Below are 17,747 nucleotides of genomic sequence, written 5' to 3'. Positions count from 1 at the left end.
TGGGGATGATCCTTCGCTCGACCTAAACTAGAGAATTGTATTCCATCTTGAACGACCGAAATCGATCGGTCGAGCGGCCAAATTTGACCGAGAAAAGCGCCGTCGCATACGGTTACGTCCATTTATTTGCGTTTTCAGCTCCGACTTTCAACCCACGATCCATCCCATGGCTCTGATTATTCTCCGATGTGTTTTCCTGCTTTGTGCCGGAGGTGTGTCTGCAATCATCAATACATCACTTTCGAGTGATACTGCGACATCGGTTCCATGGCTGATTTTTGCTGGCATCATGACGCTCGCTACGGTGGTCGTCATCGGCGATATTTATGCACCACGAAAACGAATTGATACGATTTCGGCGCTCTACTTCGGAGTGCTAATCGGAGTTCTGTTGACCTATATCCTCTGGATCGCGATCGCCCCGCTTTTGGATCAATCGTTCAATGGGCGTGGCTTGCAATTGGTGATCGGATTGTTGTTGTGTTACATCTGTACCAGCGTCTTGCTTCAGACCAAGGACGATTTCCGCTTCCTGATTCCTTATGTCGAATTTGTTCGCGAAGTTAAAGGATTCAAGCCTTTGGTGTTGGACACCAGCGTGGTGATCGATGGTCGGATCGCTGATTTGGTTGGCACGGGAGTGTTTGACAATCAACTCATCATGCCGCGATTTGCCTTGACGGAGTTGCAGGCGATCGCCGATAGCAGCGACAAACTTCGCCGCACCCGAGGCCGACGCGGGCTCGATGTGCTCAATCGGATGCGCGCCGACGAAAACGTGGATTTGATGATCTTTGATCGCGAACTTCCTGAACTCGCGGGACAAACCGTTGATCTCAAGTTAGTCTTGCTTGCCAAACATCTTGATGGCAAAGTCGTTACCGGAGACTTTAATCTGAACAAGGTGGCCAAGTTGCACAATGTTCCCGTGATCAACTTGAACGAGATCAGCAATTCGTTGCGCCCCGTATTCTTGCCTGATGAAACCTTTCACATCAAAGTCATCAAGGCTGGTGAGGGCCCCGAGCAAGGGATCGGCTATCTCGACGACGGTACGATGGTGGTCATCGAGGGAGCTCGCAACAAGATAGGTCAAGATTTGGATGTCCGCGTCACAAGTACATTGCAAACCAATGCGGGCAAGATGATTTTTGGCAAGGTCGAAGGGCGATGATCGAGTCGCATGATGTCTGAAGTGGGGTATCGTGTCGCATTGCTCGCTTCCATTCCGTTGCTGTGGTGCGGTGTGTGTCTCGTGCTAAGTTGGGCAAGCGGTTGGTGGATGTTGTCGCATCGTTATTTAGCCAAGCCAGGCGATGGTTCGGGCGATGATCGGGATTCCGCTCGGATGCGTTCCGCCCGGATCGGGGCGATCCAATATCACTCGAGCTTAAATTTTATCGCGGATTCACGAGGACTTCGCATCTCGGTTTTTTTTCCGTTTCGACCCGGTCACCCACCCTTGTTTGTGCCGTGGAGCGAATTTGACAAGATCCGCCTGGACAATCGCTTGTTTTCTCAGCGAATCAAAATGGCCATTGGCCGACCCGCAGTGACCCGCGTGGTCTTCCCAGGCTGGGTCAAGTTCCGTATGCCGATCGAGTATCGGTCAAGGGATCTCTAATTGCATAGGTCGTGAAGCGAATCGAATTTCGAGATTGGAAAGAATCCAATTGACTCGGAGGCCGCCGAATTGGTAATTCAACGGTCATGTGGAACGGATTTCCGAAACGACGAGCGCTCGCGACCAGTTTGCTGGCCCTGATGGGGAGCATTCCATTTGCTAGCAGCGACGAACCAATCGAGCAGTCACCGCTGCTGAGGATCGTTACTGCGCGAACCAACTTCGCCGCCGAAAGCCAAGCGACGGTGGGATCGGTCGCGTCGAGCGAGGACGAAGTTCCTCGCGAGGTTCGGGCTCCTAGTGAATTGGAGTCCCGCAGCGTGGCATCGAGCGACATCGACTCGCGGTCGTCGACTCAAAAGTCACTGCCTGCTTCGAGGCCATTGGCCGCCGCGGAGAGATCGGGATTCGAATCACAACCCTGTGTTTTACTGAACAACGGAAATGTGCTGTTTGGTGAAGCGACCCAGCTGGGGCATTGGGTCATCGTCAAGCGAGATGACTTGTCCGAAGTCCAGCTCTCGCGCCAAGACGTGGCTTGTTGGGCAGGTTCGATTCGCGACCTGTACCGCTACCGAATCGATCATCGTGGCAATGGCTCGCTGGCAGCTCGCTTAGAAGATGCACGGTGGTGCCTGCGCTACGATTTATACGATCTAGCAGCCCAAGAATTGATCATGATCTACGAGATCGCGCCAGATCATCCCGAAGCGAAACGAATCGAGCAACGTTTGCGACGCGCTGCCGAGGCGACCAAGGTGGTTGAAGTAGCGGCGACCGAACCGGACGGTAACGCCAGTCGCGTTTCGTCTCAAGAGTGGGTCTCGACGACGTTGGCGTCGGCGGATCGAATTCGTGATTTTGCAAGATTCGTCCAACCGCTACTGATCAATCGTTGTGGACAATGTCATGCGCACGATACCGATCGCAAGTGGCAATTGATCGCACCGTCGGTCGGTTCCCGGCCGTCAGCTCGCATGACGCAAGATAATTTGAAGGCCGCACTTCCGTTCGTCGACATTGGCTCGCCTCTTTCCAGCGAGTTTTTGATCAAAGCACAAACGCCGCACGGTGACGAATCCGCGGGGAACGATGCCCGGCGCCACGCGACTGCGGCAACGATCCAAAGATGGATTGAATCGGTGCATGCGAACGTCGCTCCGACAAAATCGGTGCCGAAAGAGGTGGTTCCATTGGGCCAGTTTTCGGTTCCCGAGGACGCCGCTGCACGAGCGGAGTTCGACGGAGTGCCCAGCCCGAAGATGCTGAACTCGCCGAATGACGATCCGGATACCGTTGACTTGGATGTGTCGGCGAGCAAACCGCCGGTCGCCACCAAGCCCGAGCGGCTCCCCGAAATCAGTAATCCGTTTGATCCCGATTTGTTCAATCGCCAATTTTCAACGGATAAGTAACGGGCGTCCCCGTTGGGGGCCGCCCTTTTTCGGTCCACCCGCTTATTGGCAGGCTCGCGTACCGCAGCTTAAGTGAAGCGGATCAAAGCGTACTTACGTTTTCCACGTCGCAGCACCGTGACCGTCTCGCTGGCCAAGTCGACTTCGCTTAGTCGATGGTTCATGTCGGACACGCGGCGATTGTTTAGATAGACACTGCCCTCTTTGATCGCACGTCGCGCGTCACTGCTGCTGGAGGTTAGTCCAGACGCTTGCAACGCTTCGACGATCCACCATCCTTCGCCGCCTAAGACACTGCGCTGTGCTTCGGTGCTGGGGACGTCGGCAAAGATTTGGCTGAGTTGTGCGTCGGACGCTTTTTCAATTTCACCGCCGAACAAAATTTTCGTTGCACGCTCGGCGGACTCAAGTCCTTGTTCGCCGTGAACCAGTTCGGTCATCCAGGTAGCGAGTCGTTTTTGGGCGACCCGCTTGCCCGCGTCGGCTTCGGTTTGAGCCGCTAGCTCGTCGTACTCTTCTCGCTCGATCTCGGTCAAGTAAGCGATACAGCGCATCACGTCGGCGTCTTCGACATTGACCCAGTATTGAAAGAACTCGTAGGGGCTGGTGCGCTGCGGGTCCAACCAAATCGCTCCCTTTTCGGTCTTGCCCATCTTGCGTCCATCGCTGGTCGTCAACAATGGTGCGGTCAAACCAAAGAGTTGCTGTCCGAGCATCCGGCGACCGAGGTCGATGCCGGCGGTGATGTTGCCCCATTGGTCGCTGCCGCCCGCCTGGATCTTACAGCCGTGTTCGCGTGAGAGTTGCACGAAGTCATACGCTTGCAACAACATGTAGCTGAACTCGGTGTAGCTAAGTCCCGCTTCGCTATCGAGTCGCGAGCGGACTGATTCTTTGCCCATCATCGCACCGACTGGGAAATTCTTGCCGACGTCACGCAAGAATTCGAGGTACGAGTAGGACTTCATCCACTCGAAGTTGTTCAGCAGCAGGGCGCCCTGATCGCCACTGAAGTTGAGGAATTGTTTCATCTGTTCAGCCACCCCGTCGACGTTGGCTTGCAGTTGTTCGGCGGTCAACAGGTTGCGTTCTTCGCTCTTGCCGCTGGGGTCACCAATCATCCCGGTCGCCCCGCCGACCAATGCGATCGGTCGATGGCCGGCGCGTTGGAATCGACGCAGCATCATCACCTGCATCAGGTGTCCCACGTGCAAGCTCGAGGCGGTGGGGTCAAAGCCGATGTAGATCGTTTGCGGGCCCGATTGCAGCAGTTTGCCCAGTTCGACTTCGTCGGTCGTTTGATGGATCAGGCCGCGCCAGCGAAGTTCTTCGATTAGGTTCGTTGCAGTCATAATGGATTTGAGCGAGTAAGGTGTTTCAGCGGGCCAGAATAGCTTCGGCAATCCGCAGGTCTTCGGGATGGGTTATTTTTAAGTTGTCGGCGGAACCGTGAACCAGCGCCACGGGATGCCCGATGCGCTCGACCAATTGAGCATCGTCGGTCGCGGGGCGTCCGCGGTCTCGATCGTAGGCGCGGCGCAGCACGTCGAGGCGAAAGACTTGAGGCGTCAGGGCGCTGTAAAGTTCGCTGCGGTCGACCGTCCGCGACGCGTTGCCATCGTCGAGTTTGCGTTTCAGCGTGGCCGTGACGGGCGCCGCCAAGATCGCGGCTCCGGTCTCGGCGGCCTTGGTAAACACGGCCGCCAAATCGGCATCGCGAACCAGGGGCCGAGCGGCATCATGGATCGCGATGAATTCGATCGACTTGTCATTGGCCACGGCATCCAATCCCGCGCGAACGCTGTCGCTACGCTGGTCACCGCCACGCACCAGTTCGATTCGTAGTTCAGTGACGAGTTCGGCAAACGGGCCGCGAAAATCGGCTTCGTCCTGTTCCGAAATCGACATCACCATGCGGCCCACTTCGGGGCGAGCGGCTAACCGCGATGCGGCATGAAACCAGATCGGTTTGCCGCGCAGCATGGCGAAAAGTTTATTGCGATCGCTACCAAACCGCTGGCCGCTGCCGGCCGCAGGCAAGATGGCGGCGATGCAGCCGGCCGCCAATTCGGTTGGGTGAGGATCGTTCATGCTATTAGCGTCGCGCGGCTTCGTGCTTCAGTGGCAACCAAGCGGAGTTCTGTATATTGCTTTCGACGCATTGTTGGATGAAGTACATGCCTTCGACGCCATCAAAAACGTTCGGGTAGATGGTGTCGCGTTTCTCGACGGGGCCGCCTTCGGCGCGTTTAGCAATTGCATCGAATACCGCAGCGTAGATGTTGGCGAACGCTTCAAAGAACGCTTCGGGATGACCCGCAGGTAAGCGGCACGCCGCAGCACCCGAGCCGTTCATGTGCGATCCGCCTGGATCACGCGTGTAGATTTGATGCGGGCTGCCGTTGCGTCGAACGATCATCTCGTTGGGGTTTTCCTGACGCCATCGCAGTGAGCCTTTGGTTCCATCGATCTCGATTTCGAAATCGTTTTCTCGGCCATGGCTAATTTGCGACGCGGTGACCGTACCGAGCCCACCGTTCTCGTAGCGAATGACGGCAGTGCCATAATCGTCCAACCGTCGACCTTCGACGAACGATTTCAGCGAACAACTAACCGAATCGGGCAACAGCCCGGTCATGTAGCGTCCGAGGTTATAGGCGTGAGTCGCAATGTCGCCGAACGCACCCGCCGCACCACTCTTGCTGGGGTCGGTTCGCCAAGCGGCTTGTTTTTGGTCTTCTGCTTCGAGCGAGGTGCGCAGCCAGCCTTGGATGTATTGGGAGCGGATCGCGTTGATTTCGCCCAATTCACCACCCAGGATCATCTCGCGTGCTTGGCGAATCAGCGGGTAGCCGGTGTAGTTATGCGTGACCGCAAACACCACGTTGCTCTTTTGGACGGATTCCAACAGCGATTCGGCCTGTGCCAAGTCGAACGTCATCGGTTTGTCGCAGACGACGTGAAAGCCCGCTTCGACGGCGGCTTTGGCGATTTCAAAGTGGGTGTGGTTGGGAGTCGTCACGCTGACGAAATCGATTCGCTCGCCCTCGGGCAATTTCGCTTCCGCATCGAGCATCTCTTGGTAACTACCATAGGCTCGCGCGGGATCGATGTCGTAATCGGGAGCCGAGGCCTTGCTGCGTTCGGGATTGCTCGAGAGCGCCCCGGCGGTGACCACGGCCCGATTGTCAAGGCAGGCGGCGATCGAGTGAACGCGTCCAATGAAGGAACCCTGGCCGCCACCGACAAGCCCCATGCGAAGTTTGCGATTTAACGGAGAATTGATGCCCATGGGTGGATTGTCCTTGAATTAAACGGGGGGGTGCCATTTACGGTAGGTCGTGATCACGTCCCATACTGTAAACTAGACGCGGGTCAGGAGCAGGCGGGCAGAAGAATCTGTGCCGAACTCAATCTGTGCCGAAATCACTGAGAAGGCAATCGTAAAGTCGATTGTCAACGCGTACAATTCCCTGGAAGCCACCCAATCTCGTTAAACGCCGTTCAACGTCACGTCGCTGGAGCCAAAATACGATGTCCGATCAAAACGCGAACATGGACTTTTCGGAGTCGAATCCCATCGATCATCCTCGCACGGTTGGGGCGGCACCCTCCACTCAATGCTGTACCGGAAAAGTTTATCGGAGCATGGCTTTGTTGGTCGTCTCGTTCTGTAGCGTGGCGGTCGCCGCTTATTTTGCCGGGCAATCCTCGTCGCAGCCTTCGATAACCTTTCCAACCATTGATGCGACCGCTGCGGTCACCAGTGAAAAATTCTCGATGGCGACCGGTCCGGTCAGCGAAGATGCCGAAGGGTTGTTCGTGCTCGATCACAATTCCGGCCTGCTTCAATGCTCGGTGATTTATCCGCGTGCGGGCCGATTCATGGCTAGTTTTACCGCCAATGTGGCGGAGGCACTCGCCAGCGGAGGGAAGGGAGGATCCTACATGTTGGTCACCGGTACGGCTGATTTCCCTCGTGCCAGCAATCGCCCCGCAGCCCCTTCGGTGGTTTACGTGCTGGATACGGCGACCGGCAACTACGCTTGCTACGGAATCCCCTTCAATCGCCAATTGGTCAATAACAACCAGCCTCAAATGGGGCCAATGGTGCTGATCGCCACCGGAACCGCCAACCCACTCGTCGACCGGGACGCGCTTCGCTAAAACGCTCTATGGAGCTTTTTTCTGCAGCCGTTGGTGTTCGCCTCCGAGCGGGTCGAATGGGAAACAAATCGCCCGCGGCGAGTGCCGTGGGCTTCGTTTTTGAATTCGCTAATCCTTTATTACCTTGATCAAACGGAATGAATGTGAGCCACGGACTTAACCCGGCTCAGGCTGCCGCAGTCGAAACGTTGTCTGGGCCCATGCTGGTGCTGGCAGGTGCTGGAACCGGCAAAACGCGGGTGGTGACGTTCCGGATCGCTAATTTGATCCGCAACGGGACGCCGCCGGATCGCATTCTCGCGATGACGTTTACCAATAAAGCGGCCGGCGAGATGCAAGAGCGGATCGGCGAGTTGATCGGGACCAAGACAAAACGCAAACCTCGCAAGGGCGAGTCGCAAGAGCCGAAGCCGACGATTAGCACCTTCCACTCGTTGTGTGTACGGATTTTGCGCCGGCACGCCAAGGCGCTCGGCTATCCCGACAAGTTTTCGATCTACGATCGCAGCGACCAAGAGTCGATCGCCCGCAATATTCTGCGTGAATTGCGTCTCTCGGGCACCGCGCTGAAGCCGGGTGACATGTTGTCGATCATTGGCGGCTGGAAAAACCAGTCGATTCATCCCGAAGAGGCGATGTCGATCGCATCGACCGACAAAGAGCACTTTGCGGCCTCGGGGTATCGCCGCTACCAAAATGCGTTGCGGGCCCGGGGAGCAATGGATTTTGACGATTTGTTGCTGCAAACCGAATCGCTGTTTCTTGAGCACGATGCGATTCGGGAAGAGGAAGCATCGAAGTTTGATCACGTGCTCGTTGATGAATACCAAGACACCAACGGCAGCCAATATCGTATTACGCGGGCACTGACCCAGGTGCACCGTAATTTCTGCGTCGTGGGTGACGATGATCAATCGATCTATGCCTGGCGTGGAGCGGATGTCACGCACATTTTGAACTTCACCAAAGATTGGCCTGAAGCAAAAGTGGTCTGCCTCGAAGACAACTATCGCAGTACTGGGGCGATCTTGGGGATGGCCAACACGTTGATCCAGTACAACACGGTGCGCCACGACAAAGTATTGGTGCCCAGTCGTCCCGATGGGCGTCGACCTCGAATTTTGCAGCACAAAGACGAAACGGCCGAAGCCGAGTTGGTCGTGCGCGAAATTAAGAACATGATCGACAACCAACACATCCAACCGCGTGACATTGCGATCCTGTTTCGTACCAACGAGCAGCCGCGATTGTTTGAAACCGAGCTTCGCAAGCATGACGTTCCCTATGTGATGATGGGGAGCCAATCGTTTTTTGATCGGCGTGAAATTCGTGACCTGATTGCCTATTTGAAATGGATCGAGCAGCCGGACGATGAGATTTCGCTACTGCGTGTGATCAATACACCCGCGCGTGGCTTGAGCAACAAAACGGTTCAATTGCTGGTCAAGCGAGCGGTCGAACGTGGAGTCCCGGTGTGGCAAGTGATGCAGGACAACGCGGCGATCCAAGACTTGTCCCCCAGCGCGCGGCGGGGGATTGTCGAGTTGGGCCAAATGGCCGAAGACGTTCGCTTGCGTGCCAAGAACGATTCGCTTACCGATGCGGTCCGTACGCTGCTTGAGCGAACGGCCTATGCCGACGAGATTACTCGCTTGTACGACAACCCCGAAGAGCGGGATGCTCGGATGGCATCGATTGGGGATTTGACCAATGCGATCGCTGCCTTTCAAGACAAAACGCCAGAGGCCGATCTGACCGGGTTCCTCGCTGAAACGGCGCTAGCCGGACGTGAGATGGGGAACGAAAAGGACAAGATGGCGCTGAAGAATTCCGTTTGGCTTTTAACGCTCCACGCGGCCAAGGGACTCGAGTTTCCGGTGGTCTTTATGGTCGGTTTGGAAGAGGGGATTTTGCCTCATAGCCGCAGTGTCAAAAGCGGCCGTGAGGAAGATATCGCCGAAGAACGCCGGTTGTGTTACGTCGGGATCACGCGAGCTCAAGAGACGTTGACCTTGTCGATGGCGCTGACTCGCCGCAAATGGGGAAAGCCGCGGCCGACGATCCCAAGTCAATTTTTGTACGAGATCACCGGCAAAGCCGCCAACCCGAATAAGTATCGCAAGCCACGCCCCGCTTCGGCACTACGCTAACGTCAATGTCGCCCGACGTCTCCGACGTCATGTTTAGGGGGACAGGCATCCTGTTTGGCGAGGGATGTTATGACAGGTTAAACGCCGATCCCACACCGCCGCAAAAAAAGGCCCGAAGCGTGATGCATCGAGCCTTTTTGTTTGTTTAGCGATCTGCAAAAGTTTTACTTCGAGATCTTAGCAACGAGGTCGAGGACCTTGTTCGAGTAACCCCACTCGTTGTCGTACCACGAGACAACTTTAACGAAGGTCTTATCGAGTTGGATGCCCGCGTCGGCGTCGAATACGGAAGTGCGAGTTTCGCCACGGAAGTCAGTGGAAACCACTTTGTCATCGGTGTAACCGAGGATGCCCTTCATCGGGCCATCGGCTGCGGCTTTCATCGCATTGCAGATGTCTTCGTAGGAAGCTTCCTTTTCGAGTTCGACGGTCAAGTCGACAACCGAAACGTCCGAAGTAGGAACGCGGAAAGCCATCCCGGTCAACTTGCCGTTGAGCTCAGGGATAACCTTGCCAACGGCCTTGGCAGCACCGGTGCTCGAAGGAATGATGTTTTCGAGGATACCGCGACCACCACGCCAATCTTTAGCCGAAGGTCCGTCGACGGTTTTCTGGGTTGCGGTTGCAGCGTGAACGGTGGTCATCAATCCACGCTTGATACCGAAGCTGTCGTTGAGCACCTTGGCGATCGGAGCCAAGCAGTTGGTGGTGCACGAAGCGTTGGAGACAAATTGTTCTCCAGCGTAGCTGTCGTCGTTGACGCCCATGACGAACATCTTGGTGTCGTCTTTGGATGGAGCCGACATGACTACCTTCTTGGCACCTGCATCGATGTGGCCTTGTGCCGACTCGGAGGTCAAGAAGATTCCGGTCGATTCTACAACGACGTCGGCGTTGACTTCGCCCCACTTCAAGTTCGCCGGATTGGTTTCGGCGGTGATGCGGATCTTCTTGCCGTTGACGACAAGCATTCCGTTTTCAGTCGAGACTTCGCCGTCGAAGGGACCGTGGACCGAGTCGTACTTCAGCATGTATGCCAAGTAATCAACGTCGAGAAGGTCATTGATGCCTACGACTTCGATATCATCGCGAGTCACTGAAGCACGAAAAACCATACGTCCGATTCGACCGAAGCCGTTAATTCCAACTCGTATTGCCACTGTCCTATTTCTCCTCAAGTTGATGGAGCCTAACCAGGATCACTGGCTGGCGTCGAATAAACCGTCTGTTACGGTAAGCTGATTGTCACTCGAGCAATTCGTTGCCCGAAACCTATCGTGGTCCAGTGGTAAAACACGAGCCACGTTCAATCACGATCACGCCGCGAATTATAGGAACTCGGAAGCGCTTTGAACCAGCCCCCAAAAACCACACGACAACCCGACTGGCGCCGTCCGATCGGTGTTTCAGCGGGAACATGGAGTTATGTGAACGAGCGGACGATCGCCGACCATTACGACTCGTTTGTGGCGGATACTCCGCTTTGTGCTCTGGACCAATCGATCTTGAAAGAAGTCTTTCCTGGCACATTATCGGATGAATCTTCATCAAGCCTGACTTCGATTATCGATTTAGGCTGCGGAAGTGGACGTGTGGCCATGGAATTGGCCCAACGCGGCTACGACGTCATTGGGGTCGATCTGAGTCAGCGAATGCTGGAGGTAATGCTGGCAAAAGCGGCTCAAGGCGGTCTGCAAAATCGCATCCATGCGGTGCGGGCCAATTTGGTGCAATTGGACGGGTTCGCCCCCCACCGTATCGATCACGCCGTCTGTCTCTTCAGCACGCTCGGCATGATCCAGGGTCGCGCGAATCGACGACAGATGCTCCGACACGTTTCCCGGATGCTAATGCCGAGCGGCCGTTTCGTGATCCATGTTCACAACCGCTGGGCCGCACTGCGAGAACCCGCCGGGTGGCGATCGCTGGCCCGATCGTGGATCAAGTCGCGATGGAATCCCGCACATGAGTTTGGCGATAGCGTTTACCAATACCGTGGACTCGAAAAAATGTTCATGCATCGATTTTCTAAGCGTGAATTGGTCGCGGATTTGCAGGCGACACAGTGGGATGTAACACAGGTGCATGCAGTGGCAATTGACGGAGCCACGATCGTGACCGGATCTCGAGCCGCGGCGGGCGGCTTTATTGTGGTTGCCGAAAATCGCGTTCGCGGCTAGCCCCTACGCTGCTGATTTGATTTCCTCTCCGCTGCCGTCAGCAGCGATCGGACGGGCGTCCTCACCAGATCTAAGGGGGGAGAGGTGATTAGGTGACCGCATCGAATCGATCGAGGACGGCGGGCCGGTTGGCAAGGTGCTTGCGCAATGATCCTCGCACCAGCATCGAGTCCATGTCGAGCCATCCGGCCAAACATCCGTTGGCATCGACCACAGGGCATTGGCGATACTGAGCTCCAGCGCGAAGGATTGCGTTTTCGAGTGCTTCATACTCGCGAGCAAACGGGGCGTTGTGGTCGGCGATCTCACCTGCCGTCGCATGCGGGTTTGAGTGCGATTCGATCGCCGCCAAGAGCGATTTGAGTCGTAGAATGCCGATCACGATGTCGCCTTGTGCCGTCACCGGCAAACTTGCTGACGGAATCGTTTCCCATCGCTTGGCAATCTCGTCGAGTGTCGCGTCCATGGGGATCGACGCGTGGGACTGCGTCATCACGTTGGCGACGGTCAAACCACGCACCGATTCCATCATCTCTACTTGGCGTGCTTCGGCGAGTCCCGCGTAGGCGATGAACATCGCCACCAACACAGGGCCGGGCGCGTAAACGTAGATCCCAATCATGGCCATCAACAACGCGCACGCCAATCCAAATCGTGAGGCGAGAAAGGTGGCTCGCCGATAATTGGTTACCATCGCCAATAGACTTCGTAGCACTCGACCACCATCCATTGGAAACGCGGGTACCATATTGAATAGCACCAACATCACGTTCACCGCCAATAGGATCACGCAGAACGAGAGCAGCGAAGGCGACGCTGACATTTCCGCATCGATTTGGGCTGCGTCTAAACTGTCCCTCGGTCCCACAAAGGCATCTAAAATCTCGACTAGAATCTCGACGCCACCAAACAGATAAAATCCCGTCAACAGCAGCGTTGCGATCACGACGTTGACTGCGGGACCGGCAACGGCCACCACTAATTCTTGCCAAGCGATTCGCGGCATCCGTTGTAGACGGGCGACCCCGCCGATCGGCAGCAGGGTAATGTCCAGGGTCGGGATTCCAAATCGCCGTGCGGCCAACGCATGCCCATACTCATGCAGCGTCACGCAGAAGAAAACGGCAAACAACTGAGCCATACCGAACGCAATTCCCGCCGGACCTTCGGATCGCGTTTCGAAGGCGACGTAGGCAACCAGCAGCGCAAACGTCCAATGCACATAGACCTCAATCCCGAGGAATCGGCCTAGTTTTAATCGGCGTTCTAACACTTTGGCTCCGTTACAACGTATCTGACTTGTGACATAATTGCGTTCAATCGATAGGGACTATCGTAGCGAAATCGCCTGGATTTATCGCTACCCCGGTCAACTTCATCTTCAATAGGGCGATCACTTCTGCTGCGACAAAAGCTGATCCATCCGCAAATTTTGGCGATTCTGGCGGCGTCGGGACATTACAGTTCCATCTTAATCGCCGACGGGAATTACCCGGCCGCCAGCAAACGAGGGGCACGCGCCGAATTGGTCAGTCTGGATTTGATGCTAGGCGTGCCGACCTGTAATTAAGTGCTCGAAGCCTTGCTATCGGCGATCCCGGTCGAAGCGATTCAGGCGATGCAGACCGAAACGAGCGGTCCTTACGCGGTCCAGGGGGGATCCACCGGTTTGGCAGGATTATCGCAAATCGATTCAAAACGAGAGACTCGATCTGGAGATTCAACCGATCGGAAAGTGGACCTTCGATGACGCGGTGAACACGAACGACCATGTACTCACGGTCCAAACCGCCGACCAACAACGCTACGCCAACATCTTGTTGACCGTAGGCATGCGAATGAATTAGCCAACGTCGCTGATCGCTCCCGCGATCATAGCGTTCTGTTTCTAGCGTTTTGATCGCGGAGCGATCAACGACATTCAGATCAGCGGATCGTGAGAACTACCGCATCGGACATGTTTTTGCGAAAGGGGAAGGAAACAGAAAGGTCCGTGATTTAGATGATTTTACTTTCTTCGCTTTGTATAGGATGACTTTCGGAGCGACCGATCAGCCACAAGAAAATGGCTGCCGAAAGCCCCGCCGATCCAAAGATCATGCACATCACCATGATTTGATAGCGGGCGGCGATCAGTGGCGAGACCCCCGCCAATACCTGACCTGTCATCATGCCAGGAATCGAGACAATTCCGACTGCGTAGAGCGAGTTGGTGATTGGAATGAACGCCGCCTTTAACGCGACTTCGCGAGCTTCCAAATCAGTCGATCCTCGTTGAGATTCTGCGTAATAGCGTTCCGCCGCCAAGCTGATCGAATTCATACTACTGGAAAGGGTCATGCCCGCCAGCGGGATGAACACACGCGGGGCAAACCAAGGGTCCAGCCCCAGTACGATTTGGGTCATCACCAAGAACGTCGTTCCTGCTCCCAGCAAGATGGCTAGAAACGCGTAGCGAAAGTTACGTGGGCGATCGCGTGGAATCGAGCGCAGCGAGATCCAGCTGGCCGCGACCAACATCGCCGCAAACACGCCGATGACGACAAGCGACGTGTCGGTGCTGAAAATGTATCCGAGCAGATAACCGACCAACGCCAGTTGCAGCACCATGCGGAGCACGCCAACGAACGCCGCTCGAAATCCCAGTGACCAACGGATCATCAAGACCAGCACGAGCACGACGGGCAATAACGCAAACGCCAATCGATGCAGGGGAATGACGTCGGTCATGGAGGTGCGATGTTTAGGAGATCAAGGTTAGCAGTTGAGACCGGACGGCCCACAAAGCAGCCATCGTTCGCAGGGTTGCGATCACGCCAGTTTACTTTTGCTTGCTTAATCGCAGCAGGCGTACTTCCATCACTTCGTTGCCCGGAACTTGAAACGCCGAAAGTTTCAACAGCCCGCGTCCTTTTGCCAGCGTGATCTTGCCGACGCTCATGGGTTGGAAATCTTTGACGTACGATTCTGATCCGCGATTGGGAGTCCGGTCGGCTTCGCCGCCATACGCTGGCGGATCGTGAGCCTGAGTGACTTTCCCCGTCAGTTTTACGTCGGCAAATTCCAGTTGGAACTCGGCTCCGACGTCATCGGCCGCGCACGTGTAAAAGATCTCGACGTCGAACGTTGCCGTTTCGGAAACTTCAATGTCCCACGTGATCGCGTCATCGGGATCGCCGACCCAGTGAGTAAAGTACGAACAATTGGGCGCTCTAGCACTTCGCTGGACACTGCCATGTTCCACTCCGTCACGTGCGGGCAACAACGTGGTCGGCGCTTCGCCGACGGGGAAGGGACGCTCGTCGGGTTTGACAAGATCGCCAAGCTCTTCGACAAACTGGTCTGCCGTCCGTTTCATCTCACGTACGAGATCGGGGTGTCGGTTCGAGACATCCGTATTTTGACCCGGATCTGCGGTGATGTCGTACAGTTTGCCAGCGGCATCCAGACGGAATCGCTGATTGCGAACGCTCACTCGCGGTTCCGGTGTTTTGCCCTTCCCGCCACGCGGTGGCTGGTACGAGATCAACATCCGGTCGTTCCAATGCGTGTCGTTACCTCGTAGCAGTGGAACAAGCGATTGGCCATCGAGCGGCTTCTTCGTCGCGTAGGGAACTGAGGCGAGTTCTGTCAACGTCGGCAGCAAATCAATCGCTCCGGCAATCGGCTTGATCACTTTGCGTTTGTCGATATGGCCTGGCCATCGCATCAACATCGGAACTCGCACGCCACCTTCATCGATACTTCCTTTGCGGCCTTTCATGCCACCGTTCCAGCGCCATCCATTGGGACCGTTGTCGCTGAAATAAATGACGATCGTGTTGTCCGCGATCGAGAGTTCGTCGATCTTCTTAAGCACCCGCCCAACGTTCCAGTCGATGTTTTCACACATCGCCAGCGCGGCTCGCAAATGAGGCATGTCCTCTTGTTTGGGATTGCGGTGGTGCATTTTCAAAGGCCGATTGGCGACCTTGTCAAAATACTCGTCCGGAACTTGCATTGGCGAATGCGGCGTGTTGTACGGCAGGTAGCAGAAGAACGGTTTGCCCCGCTCGTGATTCGTCTCCATGAACTCCATCGCATGCGTCGTCAAATCGTCCGTGATGTAGCCTTTGCCACGCGTGATTTCATTGTTGTGTTCCAGCATCGGGTCAAAGTAATGGCCCCAGTGCCCTGAGGTGAAACCGTAATACTCTTCGAACCCACGCGCGTTGGGATGGTAGGGAAATTGGGATCCGTTGTGCCATTTTCCAAACGCCCCGGTCGCATACCCGGCTTGTTGAAAGAGGTCCGCAATCGTGACTTCGTCGGAATTGATTCGCTCCTGACCCGTGGAAACGCCTCGCACCCCCGTTCGAGCGTAATAACGTCCCGTCAAAAATTCGGCTCGCGTCGGGGCACAAACCGGACAAACATAAAACCGATCAAACAAAACGCCGTCATGGGCCAACGAGTCGATGTTGGGCGTCGACAAATTGGTATTGCCATGCACACGGAGGTCGCCCCAGCCTTGGTCGTCGGCCAGCATGATGACGATGTTCGGACGCGAGGGCCTTTCCGCACTCTGCGCTGGCGTGCAATATCGTTGAGCAATCACAACGACCGCAACCCAAACCATGGCGTGGGTGAATGAGTTTCGGAATGATCGCAGAGACGGAGGCTGCGTCGGAACAAAATCTCGAATCATCTCAATCCCTTGTGAATGGATTACAGGCGTAGAGAGTCTCTCAGCGAATGGTTCCTTCGGGCGTTGCTACCGAACCATGATGGACGCATTGCAAATGGCTTAGCGGACGCAGATAACGGCGTTGCCGACGCGCAACAGGAAGGCATCTTCGGTGACGGCGACGCCGTACAACGTCGGTTTGCTGAACATCGCCGCGGCACGCCGCCGTTGTTCGGATGATTCTTCGGCCAACTTGGTTTCCGGCGGCAACGTGCCCTCATCCCAAGTGGCGTTCTCCGCCAACACGTTGAACTCGCGACCCGCGGATAAGACGGTGACCAAGCCGTCTTTGCCAAAGAAGTAAACGCGATTTCCTACGCCGTAGGGAGTCGCCCAACTCGATTGTTTGCTGCGTTCGGTAAATAACGCTTCGCCGGTTGTGGCGTCAAAGCAATGGATCACACCGGATCGGTTGATCCAATACGCCAACCCTTGGTGGACAATCGGCGAGGCCCACGTGGGAGTCGCTTTGGTGGCGGTCCATTGTCGTGTTGCGGTCCAAGTGCCGCCCTCACGTGTGATTTGCATCAGACCATTCGAATCGGCTGCGGATCCGGCGTTTTCGCCGTTGCGACCGGGCGAAGCACCGATCAAAAATCGCCCGCCGCCAATGTTCATCGGCGTGGTGGATGTGTTGCCACCGACGTCCTTAAACGACCATAGCAAGGTACCGGTTCCAGGATCGTAACCGTCCACGGTGCCAGCCGAGCTGACGACGATTTGCGGTGCACCTTCCACTTCGATCACCGCCGGGGAGCTCCAGCTGCGTCGTGGATCCCGCGGCGCCTTCCACAATGTTTTTCCGGTTTGCTTATCGAGGGCCAACAAACTGCTCGGCCCATCGTGTTCCAATAAGACAAATACCGTCGACTCCGTCTGGCACGGAGAGGCCCCGAGTCCAAACTCGGCAACAAAGGGGCCTTCCTCCTTCACCAGCGTTCGTGTCCATTGCGTTTTCCCCGCGTGGTCGTAAGCGACACAGTCGCCGCTTTCAAACACCGCAATCACGCGATGCTCATCGACCACGGGTGTGGGAGCGGCGCGGCTGACGTAATGACTGTTGGTCACCGGAGCCGAGTTGGTAAGCTCATTGCGCCACAACTCACTTCCGTCGGCGGTGTCCAAACAAACGGTGTAGTACGTATCCTTCTGTGCCCCCTCGACACTGGTGACAAACACACGGTTGCCCCAAACCACAGGACTCGATTGGCCATGACCGGGAACCGATTTGATCCAGGCAATGTGCTCGGTCGGCGACCACGTCAACGGCAAGGCCGTCGCATCACGCGGGCCTGCTCCGGCACCCAAAAACGCAGGCCAAGCGTCAGGAACACTCGTCGTTAATCCGATCCAAATCGCAAGAACGTAAAACATGATGAGTTGGCTTCGCGGTGAGTTGAGTTCGCAAAGAAAAGAAGGGAAGCAATGCGATTGGAGAGCTTGCCGAACCAGCTCATTCGCCCATCACATCGCTCGTGATCCTAA

General features: G+C 55.9%; 16 protein-coding genes. 8 read left to right on the top strand and 8 right to left on the bottom strand.

The window, feature by feature from the left end; genetic code table 11:
• Window positions 1–166 precede the first annotated feature (166 nt).
• From Pla52o_RS13075 to Pla52o_RS13065, 3 genes are all read left to right on the top strand, one after another.
• The gene (locus Pla52o_RS13075) at window positions 167–1,174 is read left to right on the top strand and encodes a PIN/TRAM domain-containing protein (protein ID WP_146595039.1); all 1,008 of its coding nucleotides are present in this window, start codon (window positions 167–169) and stop codon (window positions 1,172–1,174) included.
• A 9-nt stretch (window positions 1,175–1,183) separates the two neighbouring features.
• The gene (locus Pla52o_RS13070) at window positions 1,184–1,624 is read left to right on the top strand and encodes a hypothetical protein (RefSeq protein WP_146595038.1); all 441 of its coding nucleotides are present in this window, start codon (window positions 1,184–1,186) and stop codon (window positions 1,622–1,624) included.
• An 86-nt stretch (window positions 1,625–1,710) separates the two neighbouring features.
• Window positions 1,711–3,039 (top strand): hypothetical protein, encoded by a 1,329-nt coding sequence (locus Pla52o_RS13065; RefSeq protein ID WP_197169212.1) that lies wholly within the window; start codon window positions 1,711–1,713, stop codon window positions 3,037–3,039.
• A gap of 68 nt (window positions 3,040–3,107) precedes the next feature.
• On the opposite strand, the gene tyrS is transcribed toward Pla52o_RS13065, so the two are convergent.
• From tyrS to Pla52o_RS13050, 3 genes are read right to left on the bottom strand one after another with little or no spacing between them, the layout of a single operon-like run.
• Complete coding sequence (gene tyrS, locus Pla52o_RS13060) at window positions 3,108–4,391, bottom strand: tyrosine--tRNA ligase (protein ID WP_146595036.1); 1,284 nt, start codon at window positions 4,389–4,391, stop codon at window positions 3,108–3,110.
• Window positions 4,392–4,416: 25 nt separating this feature from the next.
• Entirely contained in the window at window positions 4,417–5,130 is a 714-nt protein-coding gene (gene ispD / locus Pla52o_RS13055) for a 2-C-methyl-D-erythritol 4-phosphate cytidylyltransferase (protein WP_146595035.1), read from the bottom strand.
• A 4-nt stretch (window positions 5,131–5,134) separates the two neighbouring features.
• On the bottom strand, window positions 5,135–6,331 hold the full coding sequence (locus tag Pla52o_RS13050; RefSeq protein ID WP_231612301.1) for a Gfo/Idh/MocA family protein: 1,197 nt from the start codon (window positions 6,329–6,331) through the stop codon (window positions 5,135–5,137).
• A gap of 242 nt (window positions 6,332–6,573) precedes the next feature.
• On the opposite strand from Pla52o_RS13050, the gene Pla52o_RS13045 reads away from it, so the two are divergent.
• Window positions 6,574–7,206, top strand: a complete 633-nt coding sequence (locus Pla52o_RS13045; RefSeq protein ID WP_231612300.1) for a hypothetical protein — start codon at window positions 6,574–6,576, stop codon at window positions 7,204–7,206.
• A gap of 137 nt (window positions 7,207–7,343) precedes the next feature.
• Window positions 7,344–9,356: an ATP-dependent helicase gene (locus Pla52o_RS13040; RefSeq protein ID WP_146595034.1), complete on the top strand. Its 2,013-nt coding sequence runs from the start codon at window positions 7,344–7,346 to the stop codon at window positions 9,354–9,356.
• 164 nt (window positions 9,357–9,520) lie between these two features.
• Here the strand turns inward: Pla52o_RS13040 and gap are convergent, their stop codons facing one another.
• Window positions 9,521–10,516 (bottom strand): type I glyceraldehyde-3-phosphate dehydrogenase, encoded by a 996-nt coding sequence (gene gap, locus Pla52o_RS13035; protein ID WP_146595033.1) that lies wholly within the window; start codon window positions 10,514–10,516, stop codon window positions 9,521–9,523.
• 189 nt (window positions 10,517–10,705) lie between these two features.
• Here gap and Pla52o_RS13030 point away from each other — a divergent pair, with 189 nt between their 5' ends.
• Window positions 10,706–11,536 (top strand): class I SAM-dependent methyltransferase, encoded by an 831-nt coding sequence (locus Pla52o_RS13030; RefSeq protein WP_231612299.1) that lies wholly within the window; start codon window positions 10,706–10,708, stop codon window positions 11,534–11,536.
• 88 nt (window positions 11,537–11,624) lie between these two features.
• Here the strand turns inward: Pla52o_RS13030 and Pla52o_RS13025 are convergent, their stop codons facing one another.
• On the bottom strand, window positions 11,625–12,809 hold the full coding sequence (locus tag Pla52o_RS13025; RefSeq protein WP_146595032.1) for a site-2 protease family protein: 1,185 nt from the start codon (window positions 12,807–12,809) through the stop codon (window positions 11,625–11,627).
• A 159-nt stretch (window positions 12,810–12,968) separates the two neighbouring features.
• Here Pla52o_RS13025 and Pla52o_RS27695 point away from each other — a divergent pair, with 159 nt between their 5' ends.
• Together Pla52o_RS27695 and Pla52o_RS27775 are read left to right on the top strand one after the other, a co-directional pair.
• Complete coding sequence (locus tag Pla52o_RS27695) at window positions 12,969–13,106, top strand: RbsD/FucU family protein (RefSeq protein WP_261343345.1); 138 nt, start codon at window positions 12,969–12,971, stop codon at window positions 13,104–13,106.
• The gene (locus Pla52o_RS27775) at window positions 13,102–13,383 is read left to right on the top strand and encodes an RbsD/FucU domain-containing protein (protein ID WP_315852953.1); all 282 of its coding nucleotides are present in this window, start codon (window positions 13,102–13,104) and stop codon (window positions 13,381–13,383) included. Before Pla52o_RS27695 ends, Pla52o_RS27775 begins: the two co-directional genes overlap by 5 nt.
• Before the next feature lie 151 nt (window positions 13,384–13,534).
• Here the strand turns inward: Pla52o_RS27775 and Pla52o_RS13015 are convergent, their stop codons facing one another.
• The 3 genes from Pla52o_RS13015 to Pla52o_RS13005 all read right to left on the bottom strand — a co-directional run bounded on the left by Pla52o_RS13015 (window position 13,535) and on the right by Pla52o_RS13005 (window position 17,636).
• Entirely contained in the window at window positions 13,535–14,266 is a 732-nt protein-coding gene (locus Pla52o_RS13015; protein WP_146595031.1) for an ABC transporter permease, read from the bottom strand.
• Between the two features lie 91 nt (window positions 14,267–14,357).
• Complete coding sequence (locus Pla52o_RS13010) at window positions 14,358–16,154, bottom strand: arylsulfatase (RefSeq protein ID WP_146595030.1); 1,797 nt, start codon at window positions 16,152–16,154, stop codon at window positions 14,358–14,360.
• 168 nt (window positions 16,155–16,322) lie between these two features.
• Window positions 16,323–17,636 (bottom strand): outer membrane protein assembly factor BamB family protein, encoded by a 1,314-nt coding sequence (locus Pla52o_RS13005; protein WP_146595029.1) that lies wholly within the window; start codon window positions 17,634–17,636, stop codon window positions 16,323–16,325.
• Window positions 17,637–17,747 lie beyond the last annotated feature (111 nt).

It is taken from the genome of Novipirellula galeiformis, assembly GCF_007860095.1.
GTDB lineage: Bacteria > Planctomycetota > Planctomycetia > Pirellulales > Pirellulaceae > Novipirellula > Novipirellula galeiformis.
The sequence above is the reverse complement of the archived record's forward strand: the minus strand, read 5'-3'. Positions and strand labels throughout refer to the sequence as shown.

What these genes read in the sequence shown, in the direction of transcription:
- Pla52o_RS13075 (WP_146595039.1), top strand. Translation starts at nt 167, where the DNA reads ATGGCTCTGATTATTCTCCGATGTGTTTTCCTGCTTTGTGCCGGAGGT.
- Pla52o_RS13070 (WP_146595038.1), top strand. Translation starts at nt 1,184, where the DNA reads ATGATGTCTGAAGTGGGGTATCGTGTCGCATTGCTCGCTTCCATTCCG.
- Pla52o_RS13065 (WP_197169212.1), top strand. Translation starts at nt 1,711, where the DNA reads ATGTGGAACGGATTTCCGAAACGACGAGCGCTCGCGACCAGTTTGCTG.
- tyrS (WP_146595036.1), bottom strand. Translation starts at nt 4,391, where the DNA reads ATGACTGCAACGAACCTAATCGAAGAACTTCGCTGGCGCGGCCTGATC.
- ispD (WP_146595035.1), bottom strand. Translation starts at nt 5,130, where the DNA reads ATGAACGATCCTCACCCAACCGAATTGGCGGCCGGCTGCATCGCCGCC.
- Pla52o_RS13050 (WP_231612301.1), bottom strand. Translation starts at nt 6,331, where the DNA reads ATGGGCATCAATTCTCCGTTAAATCGCAAACTTCGCATGGGGCTTGTC.
- Pla52o_RS13045 (WP_231612300.1), top strand. Translation starts at nt 6,574, where the DNA reads ATGTCCGATCAAAACGCGAACATGGACTTTTCGGAGTCGAATCCCATC.
- Pla52o_RS13040 (WP_146595034.1), top strand. Translation starts at nt 7,344, where the DNA reads ATGAATGTGAGCCACGGACTTAACCCGGCTCAGGCTGCCGCAGTCGAA.
- Pla52o_RS13015 (WP_146595031.1), bottom strand. Translation starts at nt 14,266, where the DNA reads ATGACCGACGTCATTCCCCTGCATCGATTGGCGTTTGCGTTATTGCCC.
- Pla52o_RS13010 (WP_146595030.1), bottom strand. Translation starts at nt 16,154, where the DNA reads ATGGTTTGGGTTGCGGTCGTTGTGATTGCTCAACGATATTGCACGCCA.
- Pla52o_RS13005 (WP_146595029.1), bottom strand. Translation starts at nt 17,636, where the DNA reads ATGTTTTACGTTCTTGCGATTTGGATCGGATTAACGACGAGTGTTCCT.